Raw genomic sequence first — 14,536 nt, 5'->3', positions numbered from 1 at the left:
CTTTCGTCTGATTCTAGTTGGCGAACTCCAGGGGGTTCGCCATGGCGGCTGCGATTGGACTGCGGGAAGACTTTGACGCGGATGCGCTTCGGGCGATTGCGAAGCGCGCGAAAGATGGGCCTCAGGCACGCAGGCTCCTGGCGCTCGCCGCAATTTACGACGGCGCGCCGCGCGGCGAGGCGGCGAAGATTGGCGGCGTGACGCTCCAGGTCGTTCGCGACTGGGTTTTGCGCTTCAATGCGCATGGCGAGAGTGGCCTCGTTGACCGCAAGGCGCCGGGTCAACCCTCGCTCCTGAAGAACGAACACCGCGCCGCGCTCATGCGCATGATCGAGGACGGCCCGACGCCGGCGATCCATGGCGTCGTGCGCTGGCGGATCGTCGATCTTTGCCAATGGATGTTCGAAGAATTTCGGATCGCCGTATCTGTACAAGTTTCTACTCGATCTGACGGACGGGAGAGCTGGCGGGTACTGATCAGGCAGCGGGCCTTTCGACGAGCTCCTGAACCTGACTTGTTTTTTCGCGCGCCAGGGGCATCGCGTCAACGAAGGTCTGCATCGGCGTCTTTCCAAAGCACCATTTTCCCTGATGCGGACGGAGTTCGTTGAATTCGCGCATCCAGGCGTCGAGATCGACCTGCAGCTCGTCGATCGTCGCATAGACCCTCTTGCGGAAGGCGATGCGATAGAACTCGTCGAGCATGGTCTTGTGGAAGCGTTCGACGATTCCGTTGGTTTGCGGGCTCTTGGCCTTAGTGCGGGTGTGATCGATGTCCTCGACCGCGAGATAGAGTTCGTATTCGTGCCGCTCGGGATTGCCGCAATATTCGGTTCCGCGATCGGTGAGCACGCGCTGAAGCGGGATGCTGTGCTCCTCGTAGAACGGGATCACTCGGTCGTTCAACAGATCGGCGGCGGTGATCGGCGTCTTGCGGTCATAGAGCTTGGCGAAGCCGACCTTGGCGTAGGTGTCGACGAAGGTCTGCTGGTAGACGCGGCCGACGCCCTTCAAGGTCCCGACGTAGAACGTGTCCTGGGCGCCGCAATAGCCGGGGCATTCGGAGACAAACTCGCCGTGCGCCTCCTTGTCGGCCTTGGCTTTTTCGAGCGCAGCGACCTGCGCCTCGGTGAGAATAAGCTTTTCCTGCGCCATCTTGGCTTCGAGCGCTTTCAGCCGATGCTTCATGGTGGAAAGGTCGTGGCGCAGCCAGATCGATCGCACGCCAAAAGGCGACACGCTGACGCCCTTCTTGGCCAATTCGTTGGAGACGCGCGTCTGACCCCAGGCCGGCTGGTCGATCGCCATGGCCACGACCGCCGTCTCGGTCTCGGGCGCGGCTCGGTTCTTCAACAAAGGCTTGCGGCGCGACAGCTCCTGCAACGCCAGTTCGCCGCCTTTGTCGTAGAGGTCCTTGAAGCGATAGAAGCTGTCGCGACTGTAGCCCATGATCTTGCAGGCTTGACTGACGTTGCCGAGCTGCTTGGCCAGTTCGAGCAGGCCCGCCTTGGCGCGAATGACTTTCTGATCCTTGGTCATATCGGTGTCTCCTGGAGCCGCCGTGGCGGGGGCTGCGCTACCCCGACCAGCTCCGCCCCCGCCACGGCTTCCATGCGTGGCTGAAAAACACCGTCTGTCAGATTAAGTTTAAACTTTTACACCGTATCCGACACGACGATGAGCCGCCAGTTGCGCGCGATGGGCTATCGCAAGCTTTCGGCGCGGCCGCGCCATCATGCGCAGGCCGAGGGCGCGATCGAGAATTTTAAAAAAGCTTCTCCGCCCGCTTGGAGGAAATCGCGCGCGAAAAAGGCGTCCATGCAAGCGACATAGAAATCTGGTTCGCCGATGAGGCGCGTGTTGGCCAGAAGAACAAGCTCACGCGACGCTGGGCGAAACGCGGTTCGCGGCCATCCGCGCCAAAGGACCAGCGAACCGCGTCGACCTATATCTTCGGCGCGATCTCGCCCAAGGACGGCAAGGGCGCGGCGCTCGTTCTACCCAAATGCGATACCTACGCCATGAACCTGCATCTCGCCGAAATCGCCAAGAACGTCGCCGCTGGCGCGCATGCCGTGCTCTTGGTCGACCAAGCAGGCTGGCATATGACGGACAAGCTCGCCGTTCCCGAAAACATCACCATCCTGCCGCTGCCGGCCAAATGCCCGGAACTCAACCCGGTCGAGAACCTCTGGCAGTTCATGCGCGACAACTGGCTCTCCAATCGCGTGTTCAAATCATACGATGACATCGTCGACCATTGCTACGACGCCTGGAACAAACTCATCGAACAACCCTGGCGCATCATGTCCATCGGATTGCGCGACTGGGCGCATCGGTTCTGATCAGCGCAGGTTGGTATAAGACGCAAGATCAGGCAGACGTGCAACTACTCTGCCTCGATGCCGAATATCTCGTAAGTGATTACTGCCGACACGAAATGCGGCGTGCCGTTTCACTCGACCCAAGTTTTACAAGAGGACTCGACGGCCGAATAAAGCGTGGGATCGTTGTACCAGTGCGCCTCGATGATTCAGTGTGGCCGGATGAAATTGCCAGCCCAAACCCTTTTTCTATAGACTTACGTGAGCCCGTGGTTTCCAACTCATGGCAATTGCTCCTTGGCCCTTGCCAAGCGCACCTTGGTACAACCGCACAAGCGTGGCTTGCTGCGCGAGATGACATTGTGCGCTTTTTTACGGCGCGGACAATCAGTAAACTTCTTGATAGAACGCGGAGGTATTGCGTGGGAATTCCTTATTGAAGACATTGCGACAGAACGCCTTCCACCGATAGCCCAGATTGACCTCCAAGAGCCAGGGACAAATACCCGGCAGGGTTTGCTCAATCGTATGCTCGAACGGCTTGGGGCACATGACTACCTTAGCGGATACTATCGCCTGAAAATCCTCGGTTTTGCTCATTTCGAATTCGTGTTGTGCTTTACTCCGGGGCCTTTTCCAATTATCACTCGATCTGGTGTAGCGAGCGGCGCAAGTTGTCCTGACAAATTAATTGTTACAACCTGAATATCTTTGGACTTCAACCACCGCAAGAGAGAGAACGCCTCGGAAAAATCGTTCAAGCGAATGAAATCGTGATGATTGGTAGAAAGCCAATCGAGCATTGGTTGGATTTTGCCTTCAAGTTCGGGAAGACGCTTTGCTTTTGCATCGGCAGGCCCATCTCCATCCGATTCTGGGATGGAAAACATGGAAATTGCAAAATGACTGCGATTGCTTTCTTTGCCGGAAGGCTTGGATATAACCTTCAAGGTTTGCGCTTTCCCCTGTTCAGTTCCGAGTTGGATAACGGAATCGAGTTCGTAAAACTGCCACGTATCGGCACCCTCCACGGAGGTGGTCACAGCTTCTGGCATTGATTTCCCGCCATTCATGAGAGCGGCCTCCTTGCTTAGGCCGTCAATGTTGTTAAAGGAAAAATCCACTCGAACGGCCGACCAGGCCAACTCACGCCCGAATAGTGCTGGGTGCGTTACAACACCCCGAGTGCGTTGCAGATTCTTTCCATTCGCTATTAAGTTTCGGAGTTCCTGATATAGCTCCGCGTCGCTTTTGTTGTTGGCCGCCGCGTCACTGCGCAACTTTTCCAACTGCTTCTCGATGGCTTCCGCGCCTTCCTTTTTGATTAAAGAATCGGGGACCATACTCATGAGCACGAGGATATTCCCATCCCGGTATGTGGCCTCATCATCATGCTTGCCCCATAAGACCTCCGCTGAGGCGTAGAAACTATCTGCAAACAACACTCGGGACGCGGCTATCACTTTCTTCCCGTCCTTATCCGGAAATTCCAGGAAGAGGCGTCCCCAGCGGTTGTCCTTGGCATTCGGATACCAAATCGCACGGAGTGGCAACGGGTTTATTTCGCTCGATACGGTCCCGCCAAGGGCAATACCGCGGGCCGCTCTCGCCGAAATGATGGCAGATCTGTAGCTCCGCGGTGTTGCGGGGGCGACCCGTCCCACCCCGCTTGGCATCGAACTTGCCGAGGTGCTTCCAAACGTCGAGGACGTGTAACTGCTGTAGGCGCGAGCATGCTGTCCTGCTCCGCCGCCGGGGCCGCCTCTATAGATATCGCCAGAATATCCCTTGGAACTTCCTTTGCCGCCGCCGGCGCCGCCGATGTCAGGCCCATCACCCCCTCCACCAGGAGAACTGGCGCTGCCAGTATCTCGGCGATTGTTCCACATTGCTATGATAGGCTCTTTGCTCGCCTTTCCACGCTCGCCGATGGAGGCAGCCTCTGCAGCCTGCGCGACGCGGCTCGGAATTGTGTCTTCCACATCCCGGTAACGTTCGATTTCCGCCGGTAGTTCTTGGGATAGTTCATCCATCACAGCAAGAACCTGGGGATCGACAGCAAAGCTTGCGCTCTTGGCATGCGTCTCTATCATGATTTCAAGGAGGGCACGCTCCTTGGCTAGCGGTGGCGTCCCAACCTCAAGTAGCCTCTCTATCGCCTCTGGGGTCGATTTCGATTCCGCAAGAACGCGTTCGAATTGGCTTTGATTGAATCCCTTTGCCTGCAGAACTCGCAAAAAAAGCCCATTGACCTTTGCCAGATGCCCTCCCGAAAGATGCTCAGACAAAACACCGACCGCTTTCGCCGCCGCCGGTTTAAGCGGCGTTTGCTTCCCGGCTGGTAATGGAGCGAAATTAAAAGGTTCCTTCAGTTGCTTGGGAGTGTATTGTCCCAACGTTTTGAAGTCGGGGTCTCTTGCGATAGCGGCGCTCGACTTAGCAGCTTCATTATGCAGGAGGGCGAGAAACCGGTCACCATCGCCTTTCTTGCCCGCTTCGGCCCGCCGGTAGAGCGTTTCGACCATTGTTTGCGGCGAGAAAGATTGGATGGGATGGTCGTCGAGCAGTTGGATTTCTCTGATCTGCTGCTCAAAACCGAGAGCAGAAAGTTGCCTGCCGGTTTCTTTGCGGCTCTCTGCAAGAGCATCGCTTATCGCGGTGATGATCTGATTGTGTATCTCGACCGGCGCTGGTGCCTCGGAGAAACCGCTCTGCTGTAGCGCGAGGAGCGTCAACACGGCGAACAAAGTCGAAAGAGCCACGCTCTTGGATCTTAGATACAATGTCGGTAGGAGGCGCTTCAATCCGAACATCACAACCTCTCTGTTTAAATGAAAGCATATTTTTTTAATTCCAGCCTGTCTTGAGCCAAGCTAAGAATTTAGGGAGGATCTCGGCCAACTCCGGACGATCCACCCTCGGCGCTCCGGGAGCCAGTAAGAGGGCAGCGAGCGTCCGTCTCGATTTCAGACCAGCTCTACTGAAAGCCGCGCTCCAGTATTCGTCAGACGTGACAAACTTTGGATTGAGCAACTCACCTGGACCCACGATCATCTGCCGGTCCGTAAAGCCCTCGTTCTTGCAGCGTCGGACGAGCTGCATTGCTCGCTCAAAAAACGACGTTGCGAGCGCCGGATCTCGGAAACGGTTCGCAAACAGAGCCACAAGTTCGGGCGGGATCTCGGAAAGCCGCACGGCAGGCCCTATCGGAAATTCGGCCAGGAGCCGAGTAGCATTGGTCATCTCGACGGCCGAAGCAGGACGAAGTCCTGATCGATCGAGGATTACGTGAATATCACTAACAAGCTTTCGCGTGATCTCCCACTCCCTCAGGAGCAGCGGAGGGAGTACAGCCCCAACTTCTAAGATGCCTGCCTGCAGGACAATGTCGACAGCGTTCCGCAAGAGTTTAGGATCGATGCGCTCAGCCTGAATTTGTGACGGAACCAGCCCCAACTGCGGAATATCCGCGTGGAGAAGGTCATCGACGATGCAGGCCACCAGTTTCTGCTGATAGGCGCCGATGAGAAATTCGTGAACCCAGATCTCACGAGCTTTGCTGAGAGCCTTTGAGAGGCAAATCAGAACTGCTCCAGCTTGATGAAGCGCTTCCCTGATCTGGTCATCCCAGGGGCGGCCGGCAACGAGGCTGCTGATGGAATGTTGATCGATAAAATCTTCGCTGAACCCAAAATTGCCTTCTCCTTGCCCCGGCCGGTCGAGCCAAAGACTGACCCCCTGTAGCAGCAAAGCCTCAGCAACTGGCTTTACCCGGTCTTGCTTATCTTCGGAGGCGTGGCTTAGAAAGACGAAAGTCATTCGAGCAGTATCGTTTAAGTTGTATACTTAGGTTCCTCGAACCTTGCATTTTGGTTCTACCAAATCAAGTTTTTAGTTGCGTTCAGCACCATGGCAATAGACGCGGTTGGATAAGGCGTTGAGACGATACTTCGTCCTGCATGAGATACTGCGAGTTGACGCTGCCAACATATGGCAAAGCTTGCTGGCCTTCAATTTGGGGGTCGAAATTGGTCACCTGGCGATCGTGTTGGTCACATGGCCTGCAATTATCTCAATCGGCAAAATGAGTCTGCGGGCCTGGCGCTGTGGGCGTATTAGTCTGGCTACAGCCTGCATTGCAGTGGCAGGCTTCTGGGCAATCCAGCGCGTCGGGTTCGCGGTGTCCAACCTCTTGTAATAGTCCCGCTTTGCGGTTCGCCCGCTTTTGACGCAACGGGGACGTTGCGGGTGAAGGGGCGGTTGATTCTATTCGACTCGTCATCGAGATTGCTGCAAGGGCATGCACGTTTTCCAAATTGACCCTATCTCATTGGCCCAAATAGGCGGGTTTTCCAAAATCGATGACGTGTAACATATTGTTATTATTTAAGATACAATGCGACTGAAAATCGCAGTGTCGGTGGTTCGATTCCGCCCCTGGGCACCATCCGTTACATCATCGCTTGAAATTTCAATCTGTTAGAAAGCGGATTTGCCCCACCTTGCTCCGCGCCGGAGTAAAGTGGGGCAGTTTTGTTCAATTTTTGTCTTCGTCGAACCGGGCCATCGCTTTCGCGGCAAGAACTTTCTGACGCGCGCCGCGGGTGTAGCGCACGACTTCCTTCGAAGTCGTATGGCCGGTAATCGCCATGATCTCGCTTTCGCCGGCGCCTAGTTCGGCAAGGCGCGAAGCGGCGGCCTTGCGCAGACCGTGCGCGGAACAGTGCGGCAATCCGGCCTCGTTGCAGCGGTCCCGGAACCAGTTTCCGAAGCCGTTCGCCGTGAACGGCTTGTTGAAGGCCGTGACGAGGAACGTCAGATTGCCCGAGGGCGTCGCCTCGACGATCGCTTTCAGTTCCGGTCGCACCGGAATCGAAAGCGTAACGGGCTTGCGGTTGCGGTTCTTGGCCTGCGTGAAGGTGATCCAACCCTCCTTGACGTGCTGACGGCCGAACGCGACCACGTCCGATCGGCGCCGGGGAAGAGCTGTGCGATTACATCGTGGCGCAGGAAGCGTTGTTCCTGGAATGGCAATCCGGGGACGGTTCAGGCGGGGAATAACCGGACAGGTCCGGAGCGTTTGAGTCCGGTTTGTGATAAATATTTTCACGCTGTTTTCAGACGATCCCGATTCGCCTGTAAGATGAAATTATGGGCAATAGTGAGCTGTGCAAGATGTGCGCGGTCATACCGCGCAATCTTGGCAAGGGGGCTCAGGAGCCGCCCCCGTTGCATCCCCGGCTGTTCGGCCGGACGACGGTATCGAACCCCCGCCGGCCGAGCGCAGCGTGTCGCCGCTGCATCACGACCGAAGGGAGATTTCACTCTCCCCTCGGAACCCCATTGACCAGGTCCGGGAGACTTCCCTCTCCCCCTGGACCGTCCCTTGGACCAGCCGTGCCGCCGCTGGACCACGGCCGGGATTGCGCATCCCGGACCCCGCGAAGGAGCCCCGCCCATGACGGATGACGGCGCGCGAAAAGCGAGCGGTTCGGAAACCCGTAAACGCACCGTCATTTTGCAGGCGCGTTTCTCCGCCGACGAGGCCGCCGCCGTCCGGGCCGAAGCGGACCGCGCCGGGACGACGGTGGGCGCCCTGATCCGCTCCGCCGTGCTCTCCGCCGAACCCCCGCGCGCGGCGCGCCGGCCGACGGTCAATCACAAGGCCGTCGCCCGGGTGCTGGGCGAGCTGGGCCGTGTCGCGGACGCCTTCCGCGCGGCGGCGGGGGCCGCCGATCCGGACCGGACCCATGCCCTGATCGACGCCGCGACGCGCGACCTGTCCGAGCTGCGGACGGTCTGCTTCGAAGCCCTCGGGCGGGAGCCTTGATCCTCAAAGGCAGCCAGCGCGCGGGCGGCGACGACCTCGCCAGCCATCTAATGAACATCTACGACAACGACTCGATGGAGCTGGCGGAGGTCAGGGGCACGCTCGCCGGGGACCTGCACGGGGCGCTTGCCGAATTCGAGGCGCACGCGGCGGGGACGCGGTGCAAGGAGCCGCTCTACAGCCTCTCCATCAATCCGTCGGAGCCGATGACGCGCGAGCAGTATCTCGCCGCCGTCGCCCGCATCGAGGACCGGCTGGGCCTGACCGGACAGCCGCGGGCCGTCGTCTTTCATGTGAAAGAGGGCCGGGAGCACTGCCACGTCGTCTGGTCGCGGATCGACACCAAAAACATGCGCGCGGTGCAGCTTTCCCACGACCACCAGAAACTCCGGGTCGCCGCGCAGGAACTGGCAAGGGACTTCGGCCATAAACTGCCGGACGGCCTTGCCAGAAACCGCGGAGCGCAGCGGTTCGCGGCGGACCCCACGATCAGGGCGGGGGAGCAGGCCCAGGCGGAGCGCAGCGGACTGAAAGCGCAGGAGCGACGCGCCGCGATCACCGCCGCCTTCCGGCAATCGGACGGCGCGCAGGCCTTCATCAATGCGCTATGGGCATCCGGCTATCACCTCGCACAGGGCGACGAGCGCGGGTTTGTCGTCGTGGACGGCGCCGGGCAGGTCCATAGCCTGAGCCGCCAGATCGACGGCGCGCGGGCGAAGGACATCAAGGCGAAGCTTGCGCCCCTGACGCCCGAGGACCTGCCGGGCGTAAAAGAAACCCGCAAGCGCGTCGCCGCCGAATGCGAAGAAGAGGCGCTCGACCCCGAGGCCGCGCCGCACCTCAAGCGCTCTCCGGAACAGCTCAAGGCGCGGCAGGACAAACGCCGCGCCGGCCTGACCGCGGAGCGTCAGGCCCTTGAACTGAAACAGCGGCAGGAGCGCATGGCGCTGCACGCCGCGCAAAAGCGCGAAGCCGAACAACCCTTCGCGCGCGCCGCCTCGGCGGTGCTCGCGCTGATCGGCAAGGTCCCGGTCCTGCGCAGCGTGCTGGCGCCGCTCTACAAAAACCCGAAACTCAATATGGCCGAGCGCCACCGCCTCGAAAACGAGGCCCTTGACCGCCGCTACGAGCGCGAGCGCAAAAATTTGGAGCGCCGCGCCGAGGCGCTGGACCGGGTCGAAGCCCGCGAAAACCGCTCACTCGCCCGCGACCAGCGCCTTGTCCAGGAACACGGCCTGACGGCGCGGGAGAAGGCGACATTGGAGCGCTACCGCGAGCTTGCTGAAAACAAGGCCGACATCACGGCGCGTGAAGAGAACGAGGCGAAACAGCCCATGCGGAAGCGCACCCAGGACACCGGCCGCCGCCGTCCTCGCGGGTTCGGGCTCCGGCGCGATTGAGTACTTGTCACCACCGCGCGCTTCTGTTGAAGCGCAGGCCGATCTTTCGGAAACGCGCCTCTTTTTGCTTCATTTCTTCTTTGACGCGCGCGGCCCATTTGTTCTTGGCGATGGCGGCGTCGCGCTTTTCGATTTCGACGCGGTCGACTTCGTTTGCGAGTGCGCGCCAGCTTCCATCCGGCCGCAGGACCATCTTTGGCGCGTCCTTTTTTATGCTCTCCGGTATTTCGCCGGGCTTTTTGTTGAGGTCTTTCTCGGTGACCATGTGCGTTCCTCCGCTTTGCGATGCGGAAGTACGGGAGCGGGGCAGAAGTGTCCTGGTCAGAACCTGGTCAGTCTTTCCGCTGGCGGTCGGCAAGCCCGCCGAATGCGTGACAGCGTCGGTTTGAATCAACACGAAAGGCGCGCTTTAGCGTTACCGTCAGCTTGCCGAAAACGAGGCCGACGCCACGGCGAGTGTAGAGAGCAAGGTGAAACGGTCCACGCGCAATCACACCCGGGACACCGGTCACCGCCGTCCGCGGGGTTCGGATACCGGAGGGATTAGCGTTTGTGTCCATTATCGGGAATCGCCTGAAAGGCGGTGCCCGGTCTGCATGGAGGAGTGCTACAGCGCCTGCATTTGTCCGCCGTTGCGAGGGTTTTTCTGTGAGTGTTTTGCCACGAGAGCGGGAATGTACATGGAAGCTGCCACGCTAGGCCAAGTATATTTTTGGGATGAAACGGCTGGATGATCTCAAGCGGTTCTATGACATTCTCGGCGTTTTGCAGGAGCGCTCGGGTGGCTCCCGTTTGCTATCTCAGTGCAGTGGGAGGCTGAGCTGGCCGGAGCGCGGCGTGTACTTTTTTATGGAAGATGGAGAGTTTCGCAGCGATAGCGGTACCGGGCCGCGCATCGTGCGCGTCGGTACGCACGCGTTGAAGCCTGGTTCGCGCACAACGCTTTGGAAGCGTTTGTCGCAGCATCGAGGAACGAGCCGCTCCGGCGGCGGCAATCACCGGGGCTCGATCTTCCGCCTAATTGTTGGAACGGCAGTCATCGGCCGAAGCGGTCTTACGTGCCCCACGTGGGATAATGGCAGCACGGTTGCATCCGCCGAAATCCGTGCGGGTGAGATCGCGCTGGAGCGCGCCGTAAGCGAGGCGATCGGCACCATGCGCTTTGTCTGGGTCGGTATCCCTGACGATCCGGGGAAAAGCAGCGAGCGCGGTTACATTGAGCGTAACGCCATCGCCTTGCTTAGTAATTACCGTAAGCAAGTCCTTGATCCGGCCTCGCCAGGCTGGCTCGGCCACTCCTGCGACCGGCCATTGGTGCGCGAGTCACATCTTTGGAACAACAACCATGTGGCTGATGCCTACGATCCCGCCTTTCTTGACCGGCTAGAGGCGCTGGCAAGGACATGAGCGGTCAGACGCACTCACAACGGATCATCGCTTTGCTCCTGCAAAAACCAGGGCTCGATGATGACGAGATCGCAAAGCAGCTCGGGATCGAGCCGCGCCAGACCGTCAACCAGGTTTGCAGGCATCTGGCCACGAATGGAGTGCTTCAGCGGGAGCGCGGCGCGACGGGCAAGATTGTCAATAACATCGCGGTCGGATCAGCGCTGTCTGCCAAACCGGCACAAGTTTCACGGGTCACTTCCAGACCGAATGCCACGCAGCGGGATTTCGACAGCCCTTTCATTCCCGAGGAGTTTGCGAAGACCTTGCTCGTCATTCCCTGCTCGGGGGAAAAGCGGAATTTCGACGTTGTAGGTAGAGATGGACCAGCGATCGCGCAGTCGTTGCCAAAAGATATAGCCGTCGAGCTAATGAAGGCGCGAGAGTGCGCGAAGTCTCTTGTGCCGTTTGATGAGCGGCGTCTCGTTCCGGCATGGCAACGCTATGACGGCTCTCTATACGAGAGCGGACGGAATGCGCTTGCCGACCTCATGGCGGCAGGAATGCACGTTATAATCCTCAGCGGCGGGTATGGAGTCGTCCTCGCGCAGGAGCCGATCGGCTCTTACAATGCGCGCCTCGTTCCATCATGGTGGCCAAATCGCTTGATCGAGCGCGCATTGGTTGCCTACGCTCAGCATCATGAGATTGCTTCGGTGCGGGCGTTCGTCTCCGCGACGGGGCCTTATGCAACAGTTCTCAAGCGGGTGAGGTGGGGCGAAGCCGGCATCGATGATGCCCTGATGCTCACTCCGGAGCCTGAACCGGGCGGAATGCGTAGAAGTCCTGCAACTCAGGGGCAAGCTCTGGCAGCCTTGCGTGATGGAGTGCTTTCGCCCGCATGGCGCAGCTCGTACGGACTTGGGCTGATCGCTCACGCCGGCTGAACAAACGAGGCAGGCCCCAGCAGGCCGCATGGCGGCGGGTCGTCCTATTCCAAGGCCTTCAATGGGGACCCTGCGTATTGTTCTCGACGGCGGGGTTTCGGAAACTGGACTGCCGTTTGGCCAGCCAAGGCGGGGGTGGCTTTCAGCGAGCCGGGGTATTTCAGCATTTGCTGAAAATGTAGTATCTGGTGAAACTTATTTGCGCCATTTCATTAAATATGCTATTTTCAACAAATGTTGAAAGCACCAGAATCAGTGAAGGAACTAGAGAACCGCGCCGCCGCGGCTTTCCAGGAACTTGTGGCGGAGGTTCCGGCTATCCGGGTGGAAAGGGTCGAGATTGAGCCAGCCTTGCCTTTCCGGGGGATCGACATCCTTGTGCATCTAAAAATCTTTGACCGCCCGCAAATTCTGGTTTGCGAGGTGAAATCCAGCGGGCAACCCCGGAATGTCCGTGAATCTTTGCTCCAGTTACGGAACTATGTCGCGCACTCCGGGCACGACGCCGTTCCTGTGTTGATCGCCCCGTATTTGTCGCCGGAGGCGCAAGCGCTTTGCAAAGAGCACAACGTCGCTTTTCTTGACCTCGTCGGCAACGCCCGCCTTGCCTTTGATAACCTCTTCATTGAACGGCGCGTTGCCGACAGGCCGCCCGCCGATCGGCGCGCCCTAAGGTCGCTGTTCAAGCCCAAATCGGCACGGGTGCTACGCATCATGTTCCGCGATCCGGGGCGCGCCTGGCGCGTCACCGAGCTGGCTGAGACGGCCGGCGTCAGTCTTGGTCACGTCAGCAACGTTCGCACCGGGTTGCTTGATCGAGAGCTGGCGCGGGTATCAGAGGACGGCCTTGTTCTCTCCGAACCAGATGCACTGCTCAACGCATGGCGCGATGAATATGAGGCGCCTGAGGGAAAAAGGCTTTCCTTCTATACGATCCTGCATGGCAGCGCTTTTGAGCGGGCCGCACGCGATGTTCTTGGCGTGTCGTCTGGGAGTGGCAAAGCCGTCTTTGCGTTCTTTTCGGCGGCTCATTGGCTGGCACCCTTCGGCCGTACCGGCATGCAGTATTTCTACGCCGATAGCGCCGGGCTGGAACTCCTGAAAGAGCGTCTCGAACTCGCTCCCTCGCCAAAAGGAGAAAATGTCACCGTAACTGTGCCGAAGGATTTGGGCTTGTTCCGCGACACGGTCGAGCCGGCGCCGGGTGCCATCTGCACCAGCGCGGTCCAGACCTACCTCGACCTTTGGGTTTCGGGAGAACGAGGGCGGGAAGCCGCAGAGCATTTAAGACAGGAGAAGCTTTCATGGAAGAATTGACAACGGCTACCGAGCCGCAGTCGGCGGCCGACTACGACGACCGCACGACTACGGCTGTCAAGAGCGTGCTAATAGAAATCGGACAGATTCTGGGCAGTTTCAGAGGGAAATTCGCTGTTATAGGCGGCGCTGTCCCCTGGCTGCTACTCGACAACGAGGAAATGCCGCACGTCGGATCAATCGACGTGGATCTTAGTCTCGATCCAGAGGCTCTCGGCGACGGGGAGTACGCCACCCTCGTCGAGGCCTTGATGGATAATGGCTATAAACAGAGGATGGGGTTCCGCCCTTTCCAGCTCGTACGAACAGTCCCCGGTATTGATGATGGCCCGCCAATCAACGTGGTGGTGGATTTCCTCATGCCGCGGGAAGTGGAAATCATCAAGAACAGCCCCCCGCTCGTCGCCGATTTTGCCGTGCAAAAAGCCGATGGAGCGGATTTGGCGATTCGCTTCTACCAGTTCGTCGCGGTCGAAGGTTCGATGCCCGATGGCGGTCCCAATCGTGTCGAAATCGCTGTCTGCTCGATACCGGCACTGTTAGCGATGAAGGGGCACGCCCTTAAAAATCGCCTCAAGCAAAAAGACGCATATGACATCTATTATTGCGTTCGTAATTACCCCGGTGGCCCCGAGGCGCTCGCAGAGGCCTGCCGCGCATTGCTTGAACATGACAGCGCAGCGCGAGGCTACCGCTACATCGCCGAAAAGTTTGACCGAGTGGATAACTACGGTCCAGACCGTGTCCGCCGGTTCGTCCAGGATACGAACGCTTTGGGCGAACGTACTTTGGACCAGTGGCAGCAGGACGCGTTCGGTCAGGTCGATGCCTGGCTGCGCGCCTTGGGCCTAAGATAATGACGCTGTCGAGAATCGTGCCGCGAAAAAAAGTCGGGCTTCCATGTGATACCCAAAAAAACGGATAACGGTCATCCAGTGATTTGCAAGACACTTCAAAGAATTTGTGGACGCCTACTTATGACAAGCAACTGCAAACCGGAGGTAAACGATAAGGAGCTTGTCGGCTTCGCGACAAAGTTCCTGGAAGCGTATGCTGCTTCTGCCAAAAGCAGTACGGCTGGAACGGGTCAGATTCAGAATCACCGTCCGTTTTCCTTCGGCGCAGGGGGCGTAATCGAGCTGACCGCTGAAATTGTCGCCGCCCAATCAGGCTTCGTGCACCGAGCAGCCAAGCTGCTGAAATCGAAGGCCGCCCACGAAAAAGCGATCTCGAACATCGCAATGCTGATTCCGCTTGATGGCGCCCCCTAAAACGAGATGAAGGCGCCCACCCGTTACGGAATGATGGCGCCCCCCGATTCCGAGATGATCC

General features: G+C 58.8%; 14 protein-coding genes, 1 tRNA gene and 2 pseudogenes. 11 read left to right on the top strand and 6 right to left on the bottom strand.

The genetic code is table 11. From position 1 onward, the window contains the following. Positions 1–41 precede the first annotated feature (41 nt). Positions 42–371: pseudogene (locus tag QZ964_RS21565) on the top strand (transposase); the annotation flags it as partial. Positions 372–477: 106 nt separating this feature from the next. Here the strand turns inward: QZ964_RS21565 and QZ964_RS15360 are convergent. Further along, positions 478–1,539 (bottom strand): IS481 family transposase, encoded by a 1,062-nt coding sequence (locus QZ964_RS15360; RefSeq protein ID WP_292532516.1) that lies wholly within the window; start codon positions 1,537–1,539, stop codon positions 478–480. 120 nt (positions 1,540–1,659) lie between these two features. Here QZ964_RS15360 and QZ964_RS15355 point away from each other — a divergent pair. Continuing rightward, a pseudogene (locus tag QZ964_RS15355) lies at positions 1,660–2,345 on the top strand (IS630 family transposase); the annotation flags it as partial. Positions 2,346–2,711: 366 nt separating this feature from the next. Here the strand turns inward: QZ964_RS15355 and QZ964_RS15350 are convergent. The 3 genes from QZ964_RS15350 to QZ964_RS15340 form a co-directional block, all read right to left on the bottom strand. Continuing rightward, positions 2,712–2,924: a hypothetical protein gene (locus tag QZ964_RS15350; protein ID WP_292532515.1), complete on the bottom strand. Its 213-nt coding sequence runs from the start codon at positions 2,922–2,924 to the stop codon at positions 2,712–2,714. Beyond that, entirely contained in the window at positions 2,921–5,086 is a 2,166-nt protein-coding gene (locus QZ964_RS15345) for a hypothetical protein (protein WP_292532514.1), read from the bottom strand. The genes QZ964_RS15350 and QZ964_RS15345 overlap by 4 nt, the downstream gene beginning before the upstream one ends. A gap of 85 nt (positions 5,087–5,171) precedes the next feature. Beyond that, the gene (locus QZ964_RS15340; RefSeq protein ID WP_292532513.1) at positions 5,172–6,143 is read right to left on the bottom strand and encodes a toll/interleukin-1 receptor domain-containing protein; all 972 of its coding nucleotides are present in this window, start codon (positions 6,141–6,143) and stop codon (positions 5,172–5,174) included. Between the two features lie 106 nt (positions 6,144–6,249). On the opposite strand from QZ964_RS15340, the gene QZ964_RS21560 reads away from it, so the two are divergent. Further along, positions 6,250–6,522, top strand: a complete 273-nt coding sequence (locus QZ964_RS21560; protein WP_367119281.1) for a HupE/UreJ family protein — start codon at positions 6,250–6,252, stop codon at positions 6,520–6,522. A gap of 135 nt (positions 6,523–6,657) precedes the next feature. Then, positions 6,658–6,771 (top strand) — tRNA-Ser (locus QZ964_RS15335). 90 nt (positions 6,772–6,861) lie between these two features. Here QZ964_RS15335 and QZ964_RS15330 read toward each other — a convergent pair. Further along, the gene (locus QZ964_RS15330) at positions 6,862–7,287 is read right to left on the bottom strand and encodes a tyrosine-type recombinase/integrase (RefSeq protein ID WP_292532512.1); all 426 of its coding nucleotides are present in this window, start codon (positions 7,285–7,287) and stop codon (positions 6,862–6,864) included. A 495-nt stretch (positions 7,288–7,782) separates the two neighbouring features. On the opposite strand from QZ964_RS15330, the gene QZ964_RS15325 reads away from it, so the two are divergent. Both QZ964_RS15325 and QZ964_RS15320 read left to right on the top strand, forming a co-directional pair. Then, the gene (locus QZ964_RS15325) at positions 7,783–8,154 is read left to right on the top strand and encodes a hypothetical protein (protein WP_292532511.1); all 372 of its coding nucleotides are present in this window, start codon (positions 7,783–7,785) and stop codon (positions 8,152–8,154) included. After that, positions 8,151–9,554, top strand: a complete 1,404-nt coding sequence (locus QZ964_RS15320) for a relaxase/mobilization nuclease domain-containing protein (protein ID WP_292532510.1) — start codon at positions 8,151–8,153, stop codon at positions 9,552–9,554. Before QZ964_RS15325 ends, QZ964_RS15320 begins: the two co-directional genes overlap by 4 nt. 7 nt (positions 9,555–9,561) lie before the next feature. Here QZ964_RS15320 and QZ964_RS15315 read toward each other — a convergent pair whose 3' ends face one another. After that, on the bottom strand, positions 9,562–9,819 hold the full coding sequence (locus tag QZ964_RS15315) for a hypothetical protein (protein ID WP_292532509.1): 258 nt from the start codon (positions 9,817–9,819) through the stop codon (positions 9,562–9,564). A gap of 452 nt (positions 9,820–10,271) precedes the next feature. Between QZ964_RS15315 and QZ964_RS15310 the strand changes: the two genes are divergently transcribed. The 5 genes from QZ964_RS15310 to QZ964_RS15290 all read left to right on the top strand — a co-directional run bounded on the left by QZ964_RS15310 (position 10,272) and on the right by QZ964_RS15290 (position 14,475). Beyond that, positions 10,272–10,961, top strand: a complete 690-nt coding sequence (locus QZ964_RS15310; protein ID WP_292532508.1) for a hypothetical protein — start codon at positions 10,272–10,274, stop codon at positions 10,959–10,961. Further along, positions 10,958–11,887 carry a hypothetical protein gene (locus QZ964_RS15305; RefSeq protein WP_292532507.1) on the top strand — a complete coding sequence of 310 codons (930 nt, stop codon included), beginning with the start codon at positions 10,958–10,960 and terminating at the stop codon, positions 11,885–11,887. The genes QZ964_RS15310 and QZ964_RS15305 overlap by 4 nt, the downstream gene beginning before the upstream one ends. Before the next feature lie 234 nt (positions 11,888–12,121). Continuing rightward, the gene (locus tag QZ964_RS15300) at positions 12,122–13,204 is read left to right on the top strand and encodes a type IV toxin-antitoxin system AbiEi family antitoxin (protein ID WP_292532506.1); all 1,083 of its coding nucleotides are present in this window, start codon (positions 12,122–12,124) and stop codon (positions 13,202–13,204) included. Further along, positions 13,192–14,061 (top strand): nucleotidyl transferase AbiEii/AbiGii toxin family protein, encoded by an 870-nt coding sequence (locus QZ964_RS15295; RefSeq protein ID WP_292532505.1) that lies wholly within the window; start codon positions 13,192–13,194, stop codon positions 14,059–14,061. The genes QZ964_RS15300 and QZ964_RS15295 overlap by 13 nt, the downstream gene beginning before the upstream one ends. 120 nt (positions 14,062–14,181) lie before the next feature. Continuing rightward, positions 14,182–14,475 carry a hypothetical protein gene (locus QZ964_RS15290; protein ID WP_292532504.1) on the top strand — a complete coding sequence of 98 codons (294 nt, stop codon included), beginning with the start codon at positions 14,182–14,184 and terminating at the stop codon, positions 14,473–14,475. The last annotated feature ends 61 nt before the right edge of the window (positions 14,476–14,536 follow it).

Origin of the sequence: Methylocystis sp. (assembly GCF_021731785.1) — a bacterium.
Lineage (GTDB): Bacteria > Pseudomonadota > Alphaproteobacteria > Rhizobiales > Beijerinckiaceae > Methylocystis.
Note: the sequence above shows the minus strand (reverse complement) of the source record. Positions and strands in the feature narration are given on the sequence as shown.